Annotated in this window: 12 protein-coding genes; 10 read left to right on the top strand and 2 right to left on the bottom strand. The window is 71.3% G+C overall.

Going from position 1 to position 23,562, the window contains the following annotated elements:
• Positions 1–135: 135 nt before the first annotated feature.
• Positions 136–6,903: a DUF3320 domain-containing protein gene (locus tag ACZ619_RS19120; RefSeq protein WP_469600053.1), complete on the top strand. Its 6,768-nt coding sequence runs from the start codon at positions 136–138 to the stop codon at positions 6,901–6,903.
• Positions 6,904–7,062: 159 nt separating this feature from the next.
• On the opposite strand, the gene ACZ619_RS19125 is transcribed toward ACZ619_RS19120, so the two are convergent.
• A complete protein-coding gene (locus ACZ619_RS19125; protein WP_469600107.1) occupies positions 7,063–7,203 on the bottom strand; it encodes a DUF5710 domain-containing protein in 141 nt (46 codons plus the stop codon).
• Positions 7,204–7,284: 81 nt separating this feature from the next.
• Complete coding sequence (locus ACZ619_RS19130) at positions 7,285–7,440, bottom strand: hypothetical protein (RefSeq protein WP_469600055.1); 156 nt, start codon at positions 7,438–7,440, stop codon at positions 7,285–7,287.
• Between the two features lie 433 nt (positions 7,441–7,873).
• On the opposite strand from ACZ619_RS19130, the gene ACZ619_RS19135 reads away from it, so the two are divergent.
• The 9 genes from ACZ619_RS19135 (at position 7,874) to ACZ619_RS19175 (ending at position 23,413) form a co-directional block, all read left to right on the top strand.
• Positions 7,874–9,664, top strand: a complete 1,791-nt coding sequence (locus ACZ619_RS19135; RefSeq protein ID WP_469600057.1) for an IS481 family transposase — start codon at positions 7,874–7,876, stop codon at positions 9,662–9,664.
• 934 nt (positions 9,665–10,598) lie between these two features.
• The gene (locus ACZ619_RS19140; RefSeq protein WP_469600059.1) at positions 10,599–12,560 is read left to right on the top strand and encodes an AfsR/SARP family transcriptional regulator; all 1,962 of its coding nucleotides are present in this window, start codon (positions 10,599–10,601) and stop codon (positions 12,558–12,560) included.
• A 129-nt stretch (positions 12,561–12,689) separates the two neighbouring features.
• Positions 12,690–14,249 (top strand): DHA2 family efflux MFS transporter permease subunit, encoded by a 1,560-nt coding sequence (locus ACZ619_RS19145; RefSeq protein WP_469600061.1) that lies wholly within the window; start codon positions 12,690–12,692, stop codon positions 14,247–14,249.
• 58 nt (positions 14,250–14,307) lie between these two features.
• Positions 14,308–14,916, top strand: coding sequence for a TetR/AcrR family transcriptional regulator (locus tag ACZ619_RS19150; protein WP_469600063.1), 609 nt, complete (start codon positions 14,308–14,310; stop codon positions 14,914–14,916).
• A gap of 145 nt (positions 14,917–15,061) precedes the next feature.
• Positions 15,062–16,072 (top strand): MBL fold metallo-hydrolase, encoded by a 1,011-nt coding sequence (locus tag ACZ619_RS19155; RefSeq protein WP_469600064.1) that lies wholly within the window; start codon positions 15,062–15,064, stop codon positions 16,070–16,072.
• Positions 16,073–16,219: 147 nt separating this feature from the next.
• Positions 16,220–17,494, top strand: coding sequence for an NAD(P)/FAD-dependent oxidoreductase (locus ACZ619_RS19160; protein ID WP_469600066.1), 1,275 nt, complete (start codon positions 16,220–16,222; stop codon positions 17,492–17,494).
• A gap of 148 nt (positions 17,495–17,642) precedes the next feature.
• Positions 17,643–18,842, top strand: a complete 1,200-nt coding sequence (locus ACZ619_RS19165) for a cation:proton antiporter domain-containing protein (protein ID WP_469600068.1) — start codon at positions 17,643–17,645, stop codon at positions 18,840–18,842.
• 56 nt (positions 18,843–18,898) lie between these two features.
• Positions 18,899–21,703: an AAA family ATPase gene (locus tag ACZ619_RS19170; RefSeq protein WP_469600070.1), complete on the top strand. Its 2,805-nt coding sequence runs from the start codon at positions 18,899–18,901 to the stop codon at positions 21,701–21,703.
• Positions 21,704–21,769: 66 nt separating this feature from the next.
• Positions 21,770–23,413, top strand: coding sequence for an NAD(P)/FAD-dependent oxidoreductase (locus ACZ619_RS19175; protein WP_469600072.1), 1,644 nt, complete (start codon positions 21,770–21,772; stop codon positions 23,411–23,413).
• Positions 23,414–23,562: the final 149 nt, after the last annotated feature.

Genomic DNA, 23,562 nt, shown 5'->3' on the forward strand with positions numbered 1-23,562 from the left:
AGGGGGATCAGCGGGACTTGTGCGGCCACTGGGACAGTACGGACGTCTGTGGCCGCGTTTTGCGTTGGTGACAGAAGAGACCGTCGTCGACGCCGGTGCTCCGTTGGCCCGGAAGCGACAACAACAGGGGCCAGCGTGACGTATCCGGGTGACTTCGAGGGCAGTCAGGAACTCGACCGCCTCAAGGCGATGCTGGAGAGCTGGCGTACCTCGCTGGTGGACCTGAGCGGCCGTAACCGGCTGCTCAACTTCCGCCACACCAAGTCGGCGACACTGGAGATCACGATCCCTTCGGCGCAGGAACTCGTCGAAGGCCTCGCTCGCGGCTGGGACTTCGCGCCGCTCCCGGACGAGGAACCGGAGGCCGGCGAGGGAGCGCGATCCGGCGACGTGGTCCTCGCGAAGGCGAGCGACCGCACCGACGAAATCGTCACCCAGAAGACCACCGCGCCTTCTCTCCTGCGCGCGTTGAACAGCCTGCGCACCAAAGCGACGCAGGTCTTCAACGACTACGGCCTGTGGACCCTCAACCTCGGCGTCGGCATGCTCCGCTGGCGTGAGGACGGAGCCGAGACGGGCAGCGACGCCCCCCTGGTCCTGTTGCCGGTGGTCATCGAACGCGCGCGCAACGGCCGGATCCGTATCAAGGCGAGCGACGACGAGGAACCGCGCCTCAACCCGGCCCTGAGGGTGAAGCTGGAGCAGCTCCACATCGACTGGACGCCGGTCGGCGAACAGGATCCTTCCGACCCGCAGGCAGTGCTCTCCGCCGCGGCTCGATCGGTGGCTGGCAAGACCGGATGGCAGATCTCCGACCGCGTGGTGCTCGCGCTCTTCGCCTCCCACAAGGAGTCGATGTACCAGGATCTGCTGGACAACGAGGACCGAGTTCTTGACAGCGCCCTCGTCAGGGCCATGGCTCTCGGCCCGAAATCCGGACTCGCCTCCGACCACTTCGACTTCGAGGAGATCGAGCTCGACCGGATCGACGAACTGAGCCCGCCCGAGGACAGCCCGCTGGTGCTCGACGCCGATGCCTCCCAGCGGCAGGCCGTCGCCGCGGCCGTGGCCGGACAGTCGTTCGTCCTGGACGGCCCGCCCGGTACCGGCAAGAGCCAGACGATCACGAACATGATCGCCGGTCTGATGCACGCGGGCCGCAGTGTGCTGTTCGTCAGTGAGAAGGCGGCGGCTCTCGACGTCGTCCTCGACCGGCTGAAGTCGGTCGGACTCGACTCGTACGCCCTGGCCCTCCACAGCCACAACACCAGCCGCAAAGCGGTGGCCCAGGAGCTGGGCCGGGCTCTCGTGGAGGAGCCGCGCGCACCGCAACTGTCACAGCAGACCATGGCCCAGGCCAGGGAACTGCGCCTCGCGCTCAGCGCCTACGCCGAAGCGATGAACGAGGTCCGTGCCCCGCTCGGACGGACCTTGCACGACGTCCTCGGTCGGGTCGGTCAACTGTCCGAGGCACCGGTGGCCTATCTGAGACATGGGGACGACACGGGCACAGGGGCCGGGGAGACGCTGCGGGCCGAGGCGCTCGGTGCCGAGGACCTGCGCCTGATCGTCGAGGCGACGAAAGCCATCTCCGAGGCATGGGAGGCGGTCGCCGATCCGACGTTCCCCTGGCGTGACCTGCGAGCCGGCCTGCCGCATCCCCGGCCCGTGCTGGAGCAGGCCCAGGCGGCGCGGGACGCGGTCACCACGGCGATCGACCGGTACCGAGACCTGGCGCCCGGGGGAGTGCCCGTCACGGACGAGAGCGGGATCGACCGTCTCATCGCGCTCCTGCGGCTGCTCGACGTGCGGAGTCCGGTACCGGAGACGTGGTTGACCACGGAAGCCTTCGCCGACGAGGTGGACGACCGGGCCGATGCCTTCCTGTCGGAACTGCGCAGGGCGCAGCGTGCGAGCGCTGCCGTCCGTGCGGCGGTGGGTGAGCGTTGGCCGGAGCTGTCCACCAGGCTGACGGCTGAGCCGCAGGAAGCCGAGAAGCAGCTCTCGGCGATGGTGCCGCGAGGACTGGACCTCGGCGCACTCACGGAGGAGCGGGCGCGACAGCTCGCCGGGGAGTTCGACGCGACCGCTGGTGTACTGGAACGGACTGCGCAGAGCCTCACCCGTGTGAGCCACCTCACCGGGCTCACGAAACCCGACAGCCCGGAGGAAGCACGCCATCTGTGCGACGTGATCGCCGTGGCCGGGACCGAGTACCGCCCTCGTGAGCAGTGGCTGCTCCCTGACGGGCCCGCGCGGGCGGAGGAAGCGGCGGTCCGGGCCGTCGCCGACGCGCTGGGCGACTTCTTCGCACGACGGGACCGGGTGCTCTCCGCCCAGACCCTCGCGACCGACCACACAGGCCCGGGGTGGGCCGAGCTGCGTCGAGAAGTGAGCGCCGGGCGGCCGGCCAACGAACAGGCCCTCGCCGCGCTGGAACCGCCGGGCGTCGACATCGCGTCGCTGACCGGCCGCGAGGCAGCGGAGCTGACCGAGCGGTTCGACACGCTTGCCGGCGCCCTCGAGACGGCCGCGGCGCACGCCGACTCGGTGGCCGGGAGCCTCGGCTGCGACCGACCGAGGGCGACGTCCGAGGCGGACGACCTGGCCACGCTCGTGGAGCTGGCCACGGTCTCGGACCGTGCGTGCGAAGAGTGGCTCGATCCCCGGGCACTTCCCGGTGCTCAGGCAGCCGTCGCGGAGATCTCCGCGGCTGCCGAGGACCTGGCTGCCGCGGAGCAGGCGGCGCGCGACACCTTCCTGCCCGAAGCCGTCCTCACGCCCGAACTGCCCGAAGCGGTTCACCGGCTCATGGAGGGCCGCCAGGGACTCGCGGGCATGTTGTCCAGCGGCATCCGGGCCGACCGGAAGCTCGTGGCCGGGCTGACGCACGGCGGCTCGTGGCGTGGCGAGCTGTACGACAAGCTGCCTCTGGCCGACGCCTGGTGCGCCGCCCACCGGAAGCTGCGGTCGCTGGCCACGACCCACGCCGAGCTGCTCGGCCGCCATAGAGGTACGGCGTTGCCCGACGTCACGGCGCTGCGCAAGGCACTGGCGCACGCGGAGGCGGTCCACGCACTCGCGCCCGAGACGGTCGCCGACCCCTACCGCCGGAGTCTGCTCGCCGCTCACCTGGCCGACGGCCGAGAGCCGCGATCCGCTCTCGTCGGGCAGGGAACGGAGTTGCGTTCCGCCCTCGCCACATGGCGAAGGAACTTGGACAGCCCGTCGTTGGCACCACATGCGGACGACCTCACGAAGCAGCCGCTCGACGCTGCCGCCCGCTGGCTGCGCGCCCACCTCGCCCCGTTGCGACAGGCAGTCGCCCTGCTGGACACCGTGGCCTCGGTCGGGCGCCGGGACAGCGGCCCCGGCTCCGAGTACACCCTTGCGTCCGCGCGCACGGCGGTCACGGCCGCGCACGCGGCACAGGGGGAGACCGCCGAGTTCGTCGCTCGGGCGGTGACCGACCGTGACCTGCTGGGCCCCTGGTACCAGGGCCTCGACACGCAGGCGGACGACCTGTACGACGCCCCGCCCAACGGTCTGACGGGCTACGAGTCCGTGGGGCAGCTCCTGCGGCGCGGCCTCGACCTGACGCGACGGCAGCCGGGCCCGTACGCAGCGGAGCGGCACATCGAGTTGCTGGGCCCCTACGCTCCGGCGGGAAACCCGCGCAGCGAGGCGGTGCGGGCCGCCCTGGACTCCGCCCTGCTGATCGCACGTCTGGCACCCGACGCGCTCACAGAACCGGCGCGCCGGAACAGCCTCGTCGACGTACTGGCCGACGGCCGGCCCGAACCGCGCGAACTCCTCGCGCAGGCCGAGCAGATCCGCCGTGACCTGGATCTGTGGCAGGAGTTCACCGGGCGGTCTCACTTCGCGGCGGTCGGTACGGCGCTCTTCGGCCACCCTCTCGAACGGTCGGCGAGCTGGCTTCGCGCGCACGTGGAGCCCTTCGAGGACGCGGCCGACCTCATCCGCTCGGCCGCCCGTGTCATGGATCAGGAGACGGGCCTCACCCTGTCGGGAGCCAGGGAGGCGGTGGCCGCTGTCGTCTCCGCCCGCGCCGCCGAGTCCGCGTTCGCGGAGAACGACATCCTGTACCGAAGCCTTCTCGGATCCCTCTACCAGGGCACCGGGACAGATCGCGACGCGATTCTGGATGCCCTGGACTGGGCCCGGAAGGTCCGTCGAACAGCACATGGAGGCCACTCCGGGCCCCTGTCGCGGACGGCGGCCCGGCTGATGCTGACCGCGGCGGCCGATCCGTCCGTAGCGGCCCGCGCCGGCGACTGGAGCCGTCAGCGCGAGGCACTCGCCGGGCACTTCGAGCCCGACCGGGCCGAGGAGCTGCGACGCGAACTCGGCGAATCCCTCACCGCGGCCCGGTCCGTCCTGTCCCGCCTCGACCGCGACCCCTTCGGCCCGGAGGCCTGGACCAGCTGCGCCGACGCGCTGACCCGGTTGCGCCGCTACCACCTCGACGGGCTGCCCGACCAGCTCGCACGCCGTGAGGTGTCCGCCGCGGAGTTCCCGGCCGCCATGGAACGTGCGGTGCTCACCGCGTGGGTCGAGCACCAACTCGCCAACGACCCGGGGCTGAAGCCGATGCGGGCCGTAGAACGCGACCAGTTGGTGGAGCGCTTTCGGAGGGTGGACCAGGACCTGGTGGCCGCGGCGCACGCCGAGGTCATCGCGGCGTGCAACTCCCGCCGTCCCCGCCGGACATCGGTGGGCCAGGCCGCCCTGCTCCGTCGCGAGGCGGAGAAACAGCGCCGCCACATGCCCGTACGGCACCTGCTGCAGCAGACCCGCGACGTGGTGCGACTGGTCAAGCCCTGTTTCATGATGAGTCCGCTGACGGTCAGCCAGTTCCTGCCGCCGGACTTCGAGTTCGACGTCGTCGTCTTCGACGAGGCGTCCCAGGTACTGCCCCAGGACGCGGTGAACTCCGTCTACCGGGGCAAGGCCCTCATCGTGGCGGGCGACCAGAAGCAACTGCCGCCGACCTCCTTCTTCAGCACCTCGGGCGACAGCGATGACGGGGACGAGTGGGACGAGGACGCCACCGACGGCTTCGAGTCCATCCTCGACATGTGCAAGGCCAGCGGAGTCCTGCGCGGGCTGCCTCTGCGTTGGCATTACCGCAGCCGGCACGAGAACCTGATCGCCTTCAGCAACCACGACTTCTACGACAGCTCCATGGTCACGTTCCCGGGCGCGCTGGAACAGGGGCCGGACATCGGAGTGGAGTTCATCAAGGCGGACGGCGTCTACGACCGCGGCGGCAACAGCGACAACCCCCTTGAGGCCGCGAAGGTGGCCCAGCGCGTCGTCCACCACTTCGACACCCGGCCCGAGCACACCCTCGGCGTGGTCGCGCTGTCGAAGGCGCAGGCGGAGGCGATCGAGGAGGCGGTGCAGAAGGCCAGGGCGGCCCGCCCGGACCTCGACCACCACTTCACGGAGGGCCGCCTGGACGGCTTCTTCGTCAAGAACCTCGAAACCGTCCAGGGCGACGAGCGCGACGTCATCATCCTGTCCGTCGGCTACGGCCCCGACCACCGGGGCAAACTGCTGTCGACGTTCGGCCCCATCAACAGGGAGGGCGGCTGGCGACGCCTCAACGTGGCCGTGACCCGCGCCCGGCGCCGCATGGAAGTCGTCGCCTCCTTCCACGGAGGGGACCTGCCGGACAGCGCCAACAAGAGCGTGCAGCACCTCAAGCGGTATCTGCAGTACGCCCAGCACGGTCCGGCGATCCTCAAGACGCAGGCCGCCGATCCGGACGCGGCTCCGGAGAGCTCCTTCGAAGAGGAGGTCATCGACGTCCTGCGCGGCTGGGGACATGAGGTCCAGCCACAGGTGGGGGTCGCCGGTTTCCGCATCGACATGGCGGTACGTCACCCGGGCGCACCGGGGGCGTACGCGCTCGGTGTCGAGTGCGACGGCGCCATGTACCACTCCTCCCGGGCGGCTCGCGACCGCGACCGGCTCAGGGAGGCAGTCCTGCGCGACCTGGGCTGGAGACTGCACCGGATCTGGGGAACGGACTGGTACCGGAACCGCCGGGACGCGATGGCACGGCTGCGAGCCGCGGTGGAGGCGGCCTGTGCGGAGGATCCGCACGCGGCGCGAGTGGCGCCGCCCGCCCAGGCGGTCGGCAGTGGCGGCGACCTCGACAGCGGCGGCGGTACGGCCGAAGCCGTGGACGGCCTCCCCGGCGCGAGCGGCGGGGAGGCCGTGGAGGCGGCAGGTGGTCCGGTAGCACCGCGAGTGGAGTTCGTGGTGGTCGACGCCGGCCCGGCGCAGTGGAGCCGTCCCTACCAGGAGGTCGACCCCGGCCTGTTGGCGGAGGTGCGTGACAGGTCGGGCAGCCGGCGAGGCATGGGGAGTGTGGAGTTGCAGGACCCCGATGCCCTCGACGTCGTGGCGGACGTGGCGCTGTGCGTGGTCGAGGTGGAAGGACCTGTCGAGAAGGAGGTGATCTACGCCCGGGTCCGTCTCGCGTGGGGTCTCGGACGAGCCGGGCAGGTGGTTCGCGACCGTATCGACCGAGGTCTTCGCCGCCTGCTCAAGCAGGGCAGGATCGTCCGCGTGGGTACGGCCTACGACAGGCCCGGCCACGAGATGGAGTTCGCCCGCACACCGACCGAGCGGTGCGCCCGACGAGTGGCGGAGGTCCCGGTGGCGGAGCGGCAGCTCGTGCTCGGAAACGTGGTCGGCGAAGGCCCGGGCGTGCACCGCGAGGACCTGCTGCGGGAGGCCGCTCGCTTCTTCGGCTGGGCGCGGCTCGGCGCCGACATCAGGGACGCGCTGACGAGTGACATCGACGCGTTGATCGCCGCCGGCGCCGTGGTCGAGTCGGAGGGCGGTCTGGTACCCGTCGACGGTCCCTGATCAGCCCGGTGCCCCGCTTTTCGCGGCGAGCAGGGGTGGTGGGGGACGGCCCACCACCTCCGGGAGGACGCGGTGCCCGGCCTGCCGGCCCGGGATCTCCGCCGTCGGTGAGCGCTGTGTGCCCGCCGCCCAGGGGCGCCTACGACCGTTCGGCGGACGTCACGACGAAGGCGGCAGCCAGCGCGCCGCCGCCTCCCTGCTCACCTTGGCGGCGTCCACGTACCACTTGCGGCGGCCGGGATCCCGTCGCGCGCCGAGCCGCTTCTTCGCTTGGTCCTTGTCCGCGTAGGGGACTTCCAGGTAGGTGCGTTCTCCGGCGGCGCGGTCTGCCCCGCCCGCCTTGCCCGCGCCTGTCGTCCGAGGGTTCCACGCGGTCCCCTCCTAGCGGGCACGCTCGATGACCCGTCCCACCCGCTCGCACGCCACCGGGTCCGTGAGCCGCATCATCAGGTCGGTGGGACCCTTGTCGGCCAGCAGGTTGAGCGAGCCGTGCCACAGCACACGTCCGTCCAGGATCAGCACCTTCCAGGCCGCCATCCGCGGCCAGTGCTCGACGTCCGCAAGGACGACGAGGTGGTCCTGAGCCCGGCTCGGCGCGACGTTGAGGAGCCGGCAGGTGTGCGAGGACAGGCCGGTTCCGTTGAAGAAGTACCCTGGCGACCTGCCCGATCCTGCCGTCGTGTCGAGGACGACGATCGGCCGCTGACTCCCCTGGGAGCCGGTGAACGGTGTCCACGAGCCCCTCGTACGACGTCCCGAAGCGGTACGGCTTGCCGTCGAGGCCGTCCTGCCACGTGCGGCACTGGAACAGGTACTCGTGCCGCGACTCGGACCGCGAGGTACGGCGGCCCTTGAGCAGTGTGATGTGTGGCCTCAGGAGATAGACGACAGAAGAGTCTCTGGAGAGGCTTGACAGGTGTATCAGGACATTCTTGACGATGTCTCAACTGATCCTCGATCATGAACAGTTGTGGACAATGAGGATGAACCGGGGCAGCGTGGCCCTGCATGGCTCGTCGAGCAGCGTTACCGGGCGGTGCTTGAGGTGCTCGACGGCTCGCCGGTCAGCGAGGTTGCCGTCCGGTATGGCGTGTCACGCCAGACGGTCTACACGTGGAAGTCGAAGCACGAGGCCGGGGGACTCGGAGGGCTGAGGGAGAGATCCCGGCGCCCGCGCACCAGCCCGACCCGGCTTCCCTCCGAGGTCGAGGCCCTGGTGTGTGAGATGCGCAGGGCGAATCCCCGCTGGGGTGCCCGCCGCATCGCCTTCGAAGTGGCCCAGACCGGCGCTGGCACCGCACCGTCACGGGCGACCGTCCACCGGGTCCTGGCGCGCAACGGGCTCATCCGGCGCCAGGAGCAGAAACATCGCCGGAAGTACAAGCGGTGGCAGCGCGAGACGCCGATGCATCTGTGGCAGATGGACCTGGTCGGCGGGATCTTCCTGGCCGACGGCCGCGAGTGCAAGATGCTCACCGGGATCGACGACCACTCCCGGTTCGTCGTCGTCTCAACCGTCCTCGCGGTGCCGTCCGGCCGGGCCGTGGCCGACGGATTCCTGCGCGCGATGCGGACCTACGGGGTTCCGGCCGAGGTTCTCACGGACAACGGCAAGCAGTTCACCGGGCGCTTCACCAAACCGCGGCCCGCCGAGGTGCTGTTCGAGCGGGTCTGCCGGGAGAACGGCGTCACCGCCAAGCTGATCAAGCCGTACTCGCCGACCACGACGGGGAAGATCGAGAGGTGGCATCAGACCCTGCGCCGTGAACTGCTCGACGTCTCCGGCCCGTTCGCCGATCTGCCCGCGGCCCAGGCGGCGGTCGATGCCTGGGTACACACCTACAACACGAAGCGGCCCCATCAGGCCCTCGACATGGCCACCCCCTCCAGCCGGTTCCGGCCGAACCCGCCGCCGGAACCGACCGTTGTGGCCACTCCGGCCACAGCTACGGAGCCTTCCGCCGCGACCGAGTCCGCGGCGCCCGTGACCATGCTGATTCCGGCCTCGGCGCCGGCAGTGGAGTTCGAGGCGGTCGTCGCGGCCACCGGCATCGTCGGCGTGCTGCCCCGCGTTCAGAGAGTCAGGCTTGGCAACAACTACGCGGGGCGCCGCGCGCGGGTGTGGGCCGACGAGCACACGATCCATATCGTCATTGACGGCGAGCTGGTCAGGAGCGTCCCCTCCCGCCTGGACGCCGGTAATCTGCACGAACTTTCGATGCGCGGAGCCGTCCGGGCAGGCCCCCCACCCGCGGCCCCCGCCGCAAGCAGGCTGGGCCGTCCGGAACCCGGCACGGTGATCGAGATCGACCGCAAGGTCGACCTGAGCGGCGTCGCCAGCCTCGGCAAAGCCAAGGTGACCGTCGGATACGAACTCGCTGGCCAGCGCGTCACGTTGCGTCTGGACGGGCACCTGATGCACGTCGTCCATGAGGGCGTCCTCGCCAAGACCCTGCCCGCGCCGCTCGAAGCCGATCAACGAACCGGACTTCGCGGCGCCCGAGTCGGCACCGGGGAACTACCCGCACCTGCTGCCGGATCGGTCCGCGCCGAGCGCAAGGTCCCCACCGACGGCGTCATCATGGTCGCCCGCCAACGGATCCGCGTCGGCCGCACCTACGCCGGAGAGACCGTCACCGTCCACGTCGAGGACACCTACTTCCGCATCACCCTGAACGGCGCCGACCTCGCACTCCACCCACGCAAGAACCAGCACCCGGTCACCCGCTTCAGAGCCAAGATCCACGCTCCGAAACTCTGACCCACCGTCCAGCATCACCTGAGACCGTCAACCATGTCCTGACGCCAAACTGTCAACAAAGTCCCGAGACCTCACACCACAAGGGCACCTTCTGCTCGTCCCTGCCGTCACTGCGCAGCTCGGCGGCGACCTCTAGCCGGACCGCGGCCAGCAGCTCGCCCACCGGATACGGACGGGTCGACTCCTGCGCCATCTCCACCCCCGAGGTGATCGGCTCATCGTCATGACACGTGCCGAACCGGGGCACATGCGGAAGGGCGAGCCTATGCAGGCCCAGGCGGAGCGAAAGGGTTTCCGGTCAGTGCCTCTTCACCAGGCGTGGGCGTATACGGCCCCTGCCGTCCGGGATACGAGTGCGGCCGGCCGTGTGGTGTTCGCGAAAGGGACCGGTGAGAATGGTGGGGCGCTGCGGTGGTGTGGCGTTGGGGGACTGGCTGGATGGTGCTGTCTTGGTGTTCTTGCCGGTATCGGTTGTCTAGGCCTTCGCGTGCTGCGGTGATGATTGTCGGTCGTGGGGTGGTGTGAATGGCTTGCATATATGCCTTGAGGGTGTGCTGGGTTGACTCTCGGTCAGGCCGAGTTCAGTGGGCGGAACGGTAGTTGTAGCCTAAAGCACCGAGTTTCAGTGCCCCGGGGAGTGGCTCGCGAGGGGTGAACTGCGCTTATGTACGCGCAGGTTGACGAGTGATCATGGCGCGCGGTTATCGGCGCGTAAAAGCCTGTCGCCCCCCGCTGTGTCGTCTTGTATGGCGACGTCAATATGTGATCGAATGTTGGTGCAGCCGTATTGGAATATGACGAAGACATGCCGCTGCGAGGTAGGGGAGCGAAGGTGTCTTCCTGCCGCGACTTTGCTTTCGCAAGCATCCTGTCTTGGTCTGAAGAACGATCGTGTTCCGGAACGCGTACACGTCGGGGTTCTCAAGGGGGATTCATGTCGACTGCAGAGGGATCGCTGTCCATCCAGCTTCTGGGGCCGCTGCGCGTCTGGAAGGGGGACCACGAACTGTCCGTCGGGCCGCCCAAACAGCGGGCGCTGCTGGCGCTGCTGGCCGCGCACCGCGGGACGGTGATCGACATCAGCCAGATCGTCGACGGCTTATGGGGGCCCACGGCGCCGAACACGGCCCTGAACGGTGTGCACACCTACGTCGCGGGACTGCGCAGGGTGCTCGACCCCACCCGCCGCGGCCGGGAGTCGGGAGACGTCCTGCTCTCCGCCGCGGGCGGCTACGAACTGCGGCTGCCCCTGGAATCGGTGGACGCCAGCCTGTTCGTGCACCAGTTCGGCGAGGCCCGGCGGCTGTCCGCCCAGGGCAGCAGCGACGCCTCCTTCGACGTGCTCGGCAAGGCGCTCGCGCTGTGGCGCGGGGACGCACTGGCCGGAGTGCCGGGCCCGTTCGCCTCCATGGAGCGCAGCCGGCTCCGTGAGATGCGCTTCTCCGCCGCGGAGGACTGGATCGCCGGAATGATCGCCGCCGGGCGCAGCGAGGAGGCGATCGTGGTGACGAGCGAGGCCATCGCGCAGGAACCGCTGCGCGAGCGGCTGCGCTGTCTGCTGATGCTCGCCCTCTACCGGTGCGGCAGGCAGGCCCACGCCCTCCAGGCCTACGGCGAGGCCCGCACCTACCTGCGCGACGAACTCGGCATCGAGCCCGGGGCCGAACTCCAGGACCTGCACGCCCGGATCCTGGCGTCCCGGGTGGACGACGACGTCCCGCGGCGGCCGGTCGCGCCGAGCGGCCAGGTGCTCGCCTCCGTCCCCGTCCGCACCGAGGGCGACTTCGCCGCGCAGCCGTACGCCGGGCTGCGTCCGCGTCAACTGCCCTCGCGGGCGGTCACGTTCATCGGCCGGGACGGGGAGCTGGAGCGGGCGCGCGGATGGCTGGGCGAGGCGGACCCGCAGCGCGGCCGGATCGCACCCATCTTCACCGTCGACGGCCCGCCCGGGGTGGGCAAGAGCGCGCTCGCCCTGGAGGTCGCGCACGAGTCCCTGAGCCGGTTCCCGGACGGGCAGCTGTACGCGGACCTCGGCGGGACCAGCGACCGTCCGCACCATCCCTTCCACGTCCTGGGCCGGCTGCTGGAGGGCCTGGGTGTCGCCCGGGCCGCGCTCCCCGCCGACCTCGACGGCCGGGCCACGCTGTACCGCAGCCTGCTGCACAAGAAGCGCCTGCTGATCCTGCTGGACGACGCGGTGGACATGGAGCAGATCCATCCGCTGGTGCCCCAGGGGTCCGCCTGTGTGATCGTCACCAGCCGCCGTCCGCAGCGCGGTCTGGTCGCGCGGTACGGCGCCCACCGCATCGGTCTCAAGCCGCTCGATCCCGGCCTCGCGGCCGAACTCCTCGCCAGGCTCGTCGGCGGTACGGCGAAGGCGGGCGACGGGCCGGCCATCCACCGGCTGGTCGAGCTGTGCGGGAACCTGCCGCTCGGCATCCGGATCACCGCGGCCGCGTTGCGGGAGGACCCCTACTCGACCCCCGAGCGGCTGGCGGACCTCTACGAGGATCCGGTCGCCCGGCTCGACCTGCTGGCGGTCGCGGGCGACGACGGGATGAGCGTCCGCGCCTCGCTGGGCGCCAGTTACCGGAGTCTGCCGGTGGAGGCGGCCCATCTGTTCCGGCTGCTGAGCCGGACGGGACTGGAGGCCATCGGGGTGCCCGAATCAAGCCAGTTGCTGAACGTGCGCCGCTTCGAGGTCGTCGCCCATCTCGAACTCCTGGCCGACGTGGGCCTGTTGGAGCGGACCGGGGCCGGGGTCTACCGCTTCGACGATCTGACCCGCGCCTTCGCCAGGGAGTGCGCCCAGACGGACTGGGCGCCCGGGCGTCCCGCCGAACCGCCCCGACCGGCGCGGGCCGTCTCGGACGGCGACGAACTGCGCACCGGCTGACCCTCCGAGGGCGGCTTCACCCGGCCGACTGAAAACCACCCCCTACGCCGAGTTGAGGGGGTGCCGGTCCGGCACGCCCGTGTTTTGATACGGGTCGGTCTCGTATCAAAACTATGAAAGGGGAGATCCGTGTCTGCACCCGCAGTGTGGACCAGTCCGAAACGCTGGTGGGCACTGGCCGTTCTGGTGATGTGCGTGCTGGTCAACGGCTTGGATGCGACGATCCTCTACGTGGCGATGCCCGAGCTGGTCAGTGAGCTCGGCGCCTCCAACTCCGACCTCCAGTGGTTCCACAACGCGTATCTGCTGGTGTTCGCCAGCCTGATGCTGCCGTTCGGCGTGCTCGCCGACCGGATCGGACGCAAGCGGCTTCTGCTGGTGGGGCTCGCGGTCTTCGGCCTCGCCTCCGGCTACGCGACGATGGTGGACAGCTCCGGCGCACTCATCTTCGGCCGGGCCCTGATGGGCCTGGGCGCGGCCATCGTCACCCCGGTCTCCCTCGCCATGCTGCCGGTGCTCTTCGCCCCGCAGGAGCGGGCGCGCGCCCTGGCCGTCTGGTCCGCGGGCGTCGCCCTGGGCCTGCCGATCGGCCCGCTGGCCGGCGGCTGGCTGCTGGAGCACTTCTGGTGGGGTTCGGTCTTCCTGATCAACATCCCGGTCCTGGTCGTGGCCCTGGCCGCCGGTGTCTACCTCTTCCCCGAGCACAGGGGCGTGCGCGAGCACGGCTTCGACTGGCAGGGCGCCGTGCTGTCGGTCCTGGGGCTCGGTGCCCTCACCTTCGCGCTGACCCGGGCGCCCGACGACGGATGGCTGAGCGGCCGTACGCTGGGCGTCGCCGCGACCGGCGTCGTCTTCCTCGTCCTGTTCGTCCTGCGCGAGCGGAGCGTCCCCCATCCGCTGCTGAACGTACGGGCCTTCGGCAACCGCTACTTCGGGGCCTCCATCACCGCGCTGCTGCTGGTGCACTTCGCGATGACCGGCTTCCTCTTCATGCTGAGCCCCTACCTCCAGGCCGTCCTCGGCAACACCTCCTTCGGCACCGGCGTGCGGATGCTGCCGGTGGTGCTCGCCGTCATGATCGGAGCCGGCACGGCCGAACGGCTCGCCCCGCGGGTCGGCCCGCGCGGCCCGGTGGTGACGGGGCTGGTGCTGATGGCCGTCGGACTGCTGGTCTTCTCCACCACGGGCGTCGACTCCGGCGAACTCGCCGTCGCCGCCTGCCAGGTGCCGCTCGGCATCGGCATCGGCCTGACGCTGGCCATCGCGATGCACGCCGCGCTGGCCACCGCGTCGGACGAGAAGTCGGGCGAGGCGTCCGGCATCACCAGCGCGTTCCGGCAGGTCGGCGGGGTCATCGGCGTGGCCGTCCTCGGCAGCGTGCTCAGCACCGGCTACCGCGACGACATGAAGCCGGCCGTCGCCGGTCTGCCCCCGGCGGTGGCGGACGCGGCCGGGGACACCGTCGGCGCCGCGCTGACCGTCGCCCAGAAGCTGGGCCCCCCGGGACAGGCGCTCGTCGACACCGCCCGCCACGCCTACGTGGACAGCATGGACGCCGCGCTGATCGGCGGATCCGTGGTGGTCTTCGTCCTGGCCGCGGTGGTGTTCGCGTGGATGCCGCGGCGCCGCGTGGTCCACGCCGTGCCCTCGGCCGAGCCTTCTCCGCCCGTGACCGAGCACGTAGCATGACCGGTTCGGAACGTACACGGTCCGCGACAGCGGCCCTACCGAGAGGCTGACTGGATACATGTACGAGACGGCGGAAGGCCGGAAGACCGCTCCTCGGCCCATCGGACGCCCGCGCAGCAACCGCGCGGACGCCGCGATCCTGCGGGCGGCGGTGACGCTGCTCGGCGAATCCGGGTTCCAGGGACTGACCATGGAGCAGGTGGCGCGCAGAGCCGGGGTGGGCAGGGCCACCGTCTACCGGCGCTGGCACACGAAGGAGGAGATGATCATCAGCGCACTGGACACGCTGATGGCCGACTTCGACGTCAAGCCCTGCGGCGACCTCCGCCAGGATCTCTTCGCCATGACCCGCTGGCTCCGGGACGGCCTGCTCAACGCCCCGGAGGGACGGCTCCTGCCGCACCTCGCGGCACAGGCGGTCAGCGATCCCAACTTCCCGTCCAGCCACATGGACAACTGGGTCTGCCCCTGGCGCGACGCCGTCGAGGAGGTGTTCGTCCGGGGCCGCGAGGAAGGGCTGGTCCGTGCGGACGTCAACCTCACCTCGGTGGTCGACATGCTCGCCGGAGTGGTGATCCTGCGTCTGTTCCTGGGCCACGGAAAGCCGCTGACCGACGAGCAGATCGAGGAGATGATCGACGCGATGCTCGGCGGTGTCCTCGTATGACGCCCCGGCACGGCTGACACCGGCCCCCGCCCGTCCGCCGAGACCGGCCCCCGCCCGTCCGCGACCGGCCCCGCCCGCCCTCGATCCCGAGCGACCGAGGAGCGGCCGGGGCCGGTCCGCGTTCCAGGACCGATGGAGACCCGTGATGACGACACCCGCCCGTCCGCCCCTGTCCCCGCCCCGCGCGTTCGGCGAGATCCGCGACTGGCCGGCCTCCTTCCAGGACCGGCTCACCTCCCCGCTCCCCGGGGTCACGGACTTCCTCCGCCTCGCCCTGAGCGGCCGGCGGCTGCGCCCGCCCGGCAACACCCTCGGGCAGCTCGCCGAGCTGCCGGTGGCCCCCGCCCCCGTCCCCGAGGCCGCCCCCACCGACCTGGCCCTGACCTGGGCCGGACATGCCAGCTGCGTCGTACGGATCGGCGGACTGACCGTGCTCACCGACCCCGTGTGGTCCGACCGGATCGTCGGCACCCCGCAACGCGTCACCCCCGTCGGCGTGCCCTGGCGGGAGCTGCCGCACCTCGACGCCGTCGTCATCAGCCACAACCACTACGACCACCTCGACAGCGCCACCCTCGACCGGCTGCCGCCCGACGTCCCGCTCCTCGTCCCGGCCGGCCTCGGCGGCTGGGTGCGCCGCCGGGGCTTCACCGAGGTCGCCGAACTCGACTGGTGGGAGGCGGTGGAGCTGCCCGGCCCGCTCGGCCCGGTCCGCTTCGACCTGGTCCCCTCCCACCACTGGAGCCGGCGCGGACTGACCGACACCTGCCGCAGTCTGTGGGGCGGCTGGATGCTGACCGCCGGCACCGGCCACCGGGTCTACTTCGCCGGGGACACCGGCTACGGCCACTGGTTCGGGGAGATCGGCCACCGCTATCCCGGCATCGACCTGGCCATCCTGCCCATCGGCGCCTACGAACCGCGCTGGATGCTCCGGTCCGTGCACACCTCCCCGGAGGAGGCCGTACAGGCCTGCGAGGACCTCGGCGCCCGGATCATGGCGCCGATGCACTGGGCGACCTTCCTGCTGTCCGCGGAACCGCCGCTGGAGCCGCTGCACCGGGTCCGGGCCGCCTGGGAGGCCGCCGGGCGGCCGCGGGGGGACCTGTGGGACCTCGCCGTCGGCGCGTCCGGAGTCCTGCGCACCGCTCCGTAGAGAGACGACCAGAACATATCCAGAGGAGCTGCAGACTCTGTCCAGGCGACCGGATGCAGACTGGCGAAGCGCAATACGGCGAGACCTGAATTCGCCGAATCCCGCGCCGCTTCCACACCGCATCAGGGTCTAGGGGAAGGTCTCAGTATGTCGTCAAGTCTTTACGGCATTTCCGCCGACTACGACGTCGTCATTATCGGAGGAGGGCCGGCCGGAGCCACGACGGCGGGCCTCCTCGCGCAACGCGGACACCGGGTGCTGGTGCTCGACCGGGAGCGTTTCCCGCGATACCACGTCGGTGAGTCGCTCATTCCGGCGTTCATGCGCCCCATGGCGGAACTCGGCCTCATCGAGCGGATGGACGAGCGCGGATTCGAGCGGAAGTACGGCGGCAGCCTGGTCTGGGGCAACAACCAGGTGCCGTGGAAGTTCGCCTTCCTCAAGGGCAAGTACCCCTACGCCTTCCACACCCGCCGCGCCGACCTCGACGCGCTCATCCTCGACCGGGCCCGTGAACTCGGCGCCCACATCATCGAGGACGCCACCGTCAAGGAGTCGATCGAGGAGGACGGCCGCGTCGTCGGCGTCCGCTACGCCCTGCGCGGCATGGACGGCGTCCGCGAGGTGCGGGCCGGCCTCGTCATCGACGCCTCCGGCCAGGCCCGGGTGCTCAGCCGCCACTACACCGACGTCAAGTGGCACGACGAACTGCGCAACGTCGCCGTCTGGACGTACTACGACAACTGCGAGCGCCTCTCCGGCGACGAGTACACCAACATCCTCATCGAGGGCCTGGACGGCGGCTGGTTCTGGGCGATCCCGATCGACAAGGGCACCATCAGCGTCGGGTACGTGACCCGGGTGGCGAGCGCGGGGGAGTCCGGGCAGTCCCTGGAGGAGCTGTTCCACCAGCAGTTGGGCCGCACCACCAAGCTCAAGAAGATGCTGGCGCCCGCCCGGCAGTCGGCCGGCTTCCGCACCGCCCGGGACTGGTCGTACCACTCGGACCGCTTCTACGGCGACGGCTGGGTCCTGGTCGGCGACTCGGCGGCCTTCGTCGACCCGCTGTTCTCCACGGGCGTCGCCCTCGCCTGCATGGCCGGCAGCACGCTCGCGGGGATCGTCGACCAGATCATCAAGCACCCGCAGATCGAGACCAAGGCCCTGGACCGCTACGCCACCGCGTACTCCGGATTCTTCGACGAGATCCGCGAATTCGTCGAGCGTTTCTACGACCAGACGAAATACAAGGAGTTCTACCACAGCCTCGCCCAGGAAATGATCGACCCGGAACACGAGCGGAAGCCCGCCGAGGACTTCGTCACCCTCATATCCGGTCTCAGCGGAAACCACCCGCTGTTCCACATCACGCTGGACGACCTGATCGCGGACAACTCGGCGCCGTTGCCGGCGGAGTCCTGAACCAGTCACCCGGGGCAGCCGTCCGCTCGGTCCGACGGCTGCCCCGTGCCGTTCTCGCGTGGGACATCCGCGCGACGAAGACAAGGCCGGGGAAATGAACAGTCACCAGTTGCAACTTCTCTTTCTAGACCTGGCGATCATTCTCGTGATGGCGCGCGGACTCGGACACCTCGCCTCGCGCCTCCAGCAGCCGCCGGTCGTCGGCGAGATCCTCGCCGGAGTGCTGCTCGGCCCCACCCTGCTCGGCGGATCGCTCAGCGGCACCCTCTTCCCCTCCGACGTACGGCCCGTCCTGACCGGTGTGGCCAACATCGGCGTCGCCCTCTTCATGTTCGTCGTCGGGCTGGAGATCGAGGGCAGCCTCATGAAGGGCCGCGGCCGCACCACCGTCGCGGCTGCCGTCGGCTCGACCGCCGTGCCCTTCCTGCTGGGCATCGGGCTGGCCCTCGCCCTGCTGCCCGGACACCACCCCGCCGCCCGCGGGTCCTTCGTCGTGTTCATCGGGCTGGCCGTGTCCGTGACCGCGTTCCCCGTCCTGGCCCGCATCCTGGCCGAGCGCGGTCTGACCCGCACCGCGATCGGCGGCATCGCGCTGGCCGCGGCGGCGTTCGTCGACGTCGTCGCCTGGTCCGCGCTGGCCGCGGTCAACGCCTCGGTCGGCGCCGGCGGCCATCACGCGCTGGTGCTGCTGTTCGTGCCCTACCTGGCCCTGATGGTCTTCGCCGTACGGCCGCTGCTGCGCCGCCTGCTCACGCCCGGCGGCCGGCCCGCCGAGCCGGGACCCCTCAAGTTCGCCGTCGTGCTGGTCGGCGCGCTGCTGTCGGCGGCGGCCACCGAGGCGATGGGCATGCACCACATCTTCGGCGCGTTCCTCTTCGGCCTGGTGGTGCCCCGCGAGGGCGCGACGGCGCTGCGCGCCGACATCCAGGACCGCACCGGCCATCTCACGGCCGTCCTGCTGCCCGTGTACTTCGTGGTGGCCGGCTTCCAGGTCGACCTCGGCGGGGTCGGCCCCGGCGGGCTGCGCGAACTCGGCCTGATCCTCCTGGTCGCCGTCGTCGGCAAGTTCGGCGGCACCTACCTGGGCGCCCGGGTCACGAAGCTGCCGCCCCGGCCCTCCGCGGCCCTCGCCGCCCTGATGAACACCCGTGGTCTCACCGAACTGGTCATCCTCGGCGTCGGTCTCCAACTCGGCCTGCTGGACAACTCGCTGTACTCGCTGATGGTCGTCATGGCCGTCGTCACGACGGTGATGACCGGCCCGATCCTGAGCCGCCTCGGGCTCGGCGAGGAGGAGACCGCGACCGATCCGGCCGACACCCGCGAAGGGATCGGCGCCGCCCTCTAGGAACCGTCCCGCGGCACGCGGACGCAACGGCACAGGGACCGAAGGGAAGACCGGACATGCACTTGGTCGAACGGGACCAGGAGCTCAGCTCGCTCACCGACATGATCCGACGCAGCGCCCGGGGCACGGGTCAGGTGGCCCTGGTCACCGGGGGCATCGGCTGCGGAAAGACCGCCCTGCTCACCGTCGTCGGCGACGTCGCGAAGGACCTCGGCTTCGAAGTGCGGTGCGCGACGGGCTCGTTGGTGGAACGCCACGCTCCCGGCGCGGTGCTCGGACAGCTGCTGCGCGACCTCGAACCGGCGCTCGGCGAGCACCTGCCGGCCACCGGGGCGACCGGTCGCGCGGACGGCGCCGCGTCCGGCGGCGGGGCCACGGTGTCCGGGCTCGGACCGGACACCCTCGGCCCGGAGACCTGGCACACCCTCCAGCGGCTGTGCGCCACGGTCGAGCGACGGGCCCGGCGCACCCCGCTCCTGCTCTGCCTGGACGACGTCCAGTTCCTCGACGAACTCTCCCTGCACTGGGTCCTGCTGCTGATCCGCCGGCTCTCCGACGCCCCCCTCACCCTGGTCATGACCGAGCGCGGCCTCTCCCGCCGGGCGGACCCCCGGCTGCACGCGGAACTGCGCCGCCGCCCCGAGCACCGGCCGCTCGCCCTGCGCCGGCTGTCCGCGGGGGGCGTCGCCGCCGTCCTCGCCCCGTACGTCGGCACCGGCCTCGCCGACCGGCTCGCGGCCGAGTGCCACGCCGTCAGCGGCGGGAACCCGCTGCTGGTCAAGGCCCTCGCGGAGGACAGCAGGCACGGCTCGTCCGATCCGGCCCACGCCACCCCGCGGCTGGTCGTCGGCGACGCCTTCCAGGACGCCGTCACCGGGTGCCTGCACCGCGGCTGGCCCGCCCTGCTGCACCTCGCCGAGGCGCTGGCCGTCCTCCACGAGGACCGGCCCTCGGCCCCGGCCGTGGCCCGCCTGGCCGGGCTGGAGGACGGTGTGCTGAGCCGGGGCCTGCGGGCGCTGGAGGACGCCGGACTGGTGGCCGACGGCCGACTGCGCCACGCCGCCGCCGCGCACGCCGCCCTGGCCGGCTGCACCGGCGCCGAGCGTGCCCGGCTGCACGGGCGCGCCGCCGAACTGCTCTACGAGGAGGGCGCCCCCGTCGTCGGTGTCGCCCGCCACCTGGTCGCGGCCGGCACCACCGACGCCGCCTGGGCGGTGGACCAGCTGCGCGAGGCGGCCGAACGGCACCTGGCCGCCAGCCGCCCCGCACAGGCCCGGCAGTGCCTCGAAGCCGCCCTGCGGCACAGCCCGGACGAAGGTGAGCAGCTGCGTCTCAAGGCACTGCTGGCGGGCGCCGCCTGGGCCCTGGACCCCACCATGGGCGCGCGGCACCTCGTCGAACTCGCCGCCGCCCTCCGGGACGGCAGGCTGCCCGACCAGTACGCCCTCGTGCTCGCCAAGTACCTGCTGTGGCACGGGCGGTACGTCGAGGCCGCGGACGCCGTCGAGCGGATCGGGCGCCGCGACGCCGGCATGACCGACCCGCTGGCCGTCGCCGAGGCCCGGGCCACCCGCGAACTCCTCTCCGTCACCTACCCCGGCCAGGTGCCGGGCGACGCGGACGACACCGACGTCTCCCGCCGGGTCGCCTTCGCCGGGGACCCGCGCACCCGCGGCGCGGCGGCCCTGTCCGAGGTGCTGCGGCACGGTCCCGGCCGCGGTGTCGTGGACAGCGCGGAGGCGGCGATGCGGGCCATGAGGCTGGGCCGGAGCACCCATGAATGGCTGACCTGCGCGGTGTCCGCGCTGCTGTTCGCGGACCGGACCGAGGCCGCCGCGGCCTGGTGCGACCACTGGCTCGCCGAGGCACGCGGCCGCCGGGTCCCCCTGTGGATCGCCGAGTTCTCCTCCCTGCGGGCCGGCATCGCCCTGCGCCAGGGCCGGCCGGGGCAGGCCCGCACCCTCGCCGAGGCCGCCCTGGCGCGGATCCCCATGGAGAGCTGGGGCGTGTGCATCGGCGGCCCGCTCGCCAACCTGATCCAGGCCAACACCGATCTCGGCGACCGCGACGCGGCGGCCGAGTACCTCGAAGTACCGCTCCCGCAGGGGCTGTTCGACAGCCGGTTCGGCCTGTACTACCTGCACGCCCGCGGACAGCACTACCTCGCCACCGAGCAACCGCGCGCCGCCCTCGACGACTTCGTCAACTGCGGTGCGCTGATGCGTCGTTGGGGAATGGACCAGCCGTCCCTCATCCCGTGGCGGTCGGGCGCCGCGCACGCCCTGCTGGCGCTCGGCGCCGCCGACCGGGCGCAGGCCCTGGCCCGGCAGCAGCTCTACCTGGCGGGCGACGCGCTGACCCGCACCCGGGGCCTCTCCCTGCGGGTCCTCGCCGCCGTCGGCCGCCCGTCGCAGCGGGGCGCGCTGCTGCGGACCGCCACCGCCATCCTGGAGCGGTCCGGCGACCGGCTCCAGCTCGCCGGGGCCCTCGCCGAACTGGGCCTCGCACAGCTGCGTTCGGGCCGGGACACCGAGGCCCGCGAGCTCGTGGACCGGGCCGCGCGGACGGCCGCCGAGTGCGGTGCGCCGGCCCTCGCCGCACGGTACGAGGGCCTGCTGCCGACCCCGATCGCATCCTCCGGCGGACCCGCCGCGGTCCGGAGCGCGGCGGCCCTGGACCTGCTCAGCCCCGCCGAACAGCGCGTCGCGGCGCTCGCCGCCGAGGGGTTCAGCAACAAGGAGATCTCCGCCCGGCTGAACGTCACCGTCAGCACCGTCGAACAGCACCTGACACGGATCTTCCGCAAGCTCGGGGTCCGGGCCCGCGGCGATCTCCGCCGGGACCGGGCCCTGGCCGGGTGAACCGCCCGGACCCCACCGCCCGTCACGGGCGGCCACCAGCCCCCAACGAGGAGAGTCGGGAATTCCATGAAGCGCAGTGACCCATACGATGTGGCGATCCTCGGCAGCGGCATGGCCGGAGGAATGCTGGCCGCCGTCCTGGCCCGCAACGGCGTGAAGGTGTTGCTCCTCGACGCCGGAACCCATCCGCGGTTCGCGGTGGGGGAGTCGACCATCCCCTACACCTCGGGCATGACCCGGCTGATCGCCGACCGCTACCAGGTGCCCGAACTGCGCGCCCTGTCGAGCTTCAAGGGCATCCGCGAGCACGTCTCGCGCAACTGCGGGCAGAAGCAGAACTTCGGCTTCGTCCACCACCGCGAGGGCTCCCCGCAGAACTGGCAGGAGATCAACCAGCTGGTGGTGCCCTCCGTGCTGCGCACCGAGACCCACCTGTTCCGCCAGGACATCGACGCCTACCTGTTCCACGTGGCCGTCAAGTACGGGGCCCACCCCAGGCCGGCCACCCGGATCGTCGACGTGGAGACCGACCCGGACACCGGGGTGGTCCTGCGCACCGACGGCGGCGAGGAGTTCCGCGCCCACTACGTGGTCGACGGCAGCGGGTTCCGCTCGCCCCTGGCGGAGAAGTTCGCCCTGCGCGAGACGCCCACCCGCGCCCGGACCCACTCCCGCTGCCTGTTCACCCACATGATCGGCGTCGAGGCCTTCGACAAGGCACCGGCGGCCCGCCGCCACGACCAGCCCAACCCCTGGCACCACGGCACCCTGCACCACGTCTTCGACGGCGGCTGGCTGTGGGTCATCCCGTTCGACAACCACGCCGAGTCGCTCAACCCGCTGTGCAGCGTGGGCCTCACGCTGGACCCGCGCAAGTACCCCAAGGACGACCGCGCCCCGCAGCAGGAGTTCGACGACTTCCTCGCCCGGTTCCCGGAGATCGCCCACCAGTTCCGGGAGGCCAGGGCGGTCCGCCCGTGGGTGTCGACGGGCCGGCTCCAGTACTCGGCCAAGCAGGTCGTCGGCGAGCGGTTCTGCCTCACCTCGCACGCGGCCGGCTTCATCGACGCCCTGTACTCCCGCGGCCTCACCAACACCATGGAACTCGTCAACGCCCTCGGCTGGCGGCTCATCGCGGCCAGCAGGGACGGCGACTGGTCCATGGCCCGCTTCGGCTACCTGGAGGACCTCCAGCAGGGCCTGTTCGACTTCCACGACGACATCGTCTACAGCTCCTTCGTCGGCTTCGGCGACTACGAGCTGTGGAACGCCGTCAACCGCACCTGGATGCTGGGCACGATGCTGGGCAACGTCATGCTGGAGGACGCCTACTACCGGTTCGAACGCACCGGTGACGACGGTGTCTTCCGGGAGCTGGAGGAGCACGGGCACCCCGGGTCCCCGCTCCCCGTGAGCGACGGGTTCAACCGCATGGGCCACCTCACCAGGGAGCTGTGCGAGGCCGTCGACGCGGGCACCGAGAAACCCGGGGACGCCGCCCGGAAGATCCTCGCCCACATCCGGGACGCCGACTTCATCGCGCCCTCGTTCCGGTTCGGCGAGCGCGACACCCGCTGCTTCGCCATGTCCCCGGCCAAGATGGCCATGAACGCCCGCTGGTGCCGCAGGGACGCCCCGCCGGAGATCGGCCCCCGCATGATCAACGCGAGCAAGGGGCTCGTCCGCATGCGGCTGCGCGCCGGGAAATAGCCGTCCCCTGTACCCCCTATGCCCGGGGCAGGGGGTACAGGGAGAACGCCCCGCTCCGCGCGGCAGGGGGTTCTCCCGGGACCGGCGCCCTTCCTAGCCTGGAAGCAGACGAGGTCACGGATATCCGGTCCCGCTCGGGGCCGTCGAGG

This window comes from Streptomyces sp. NPDC104367, from assembly GCF_055583825.1.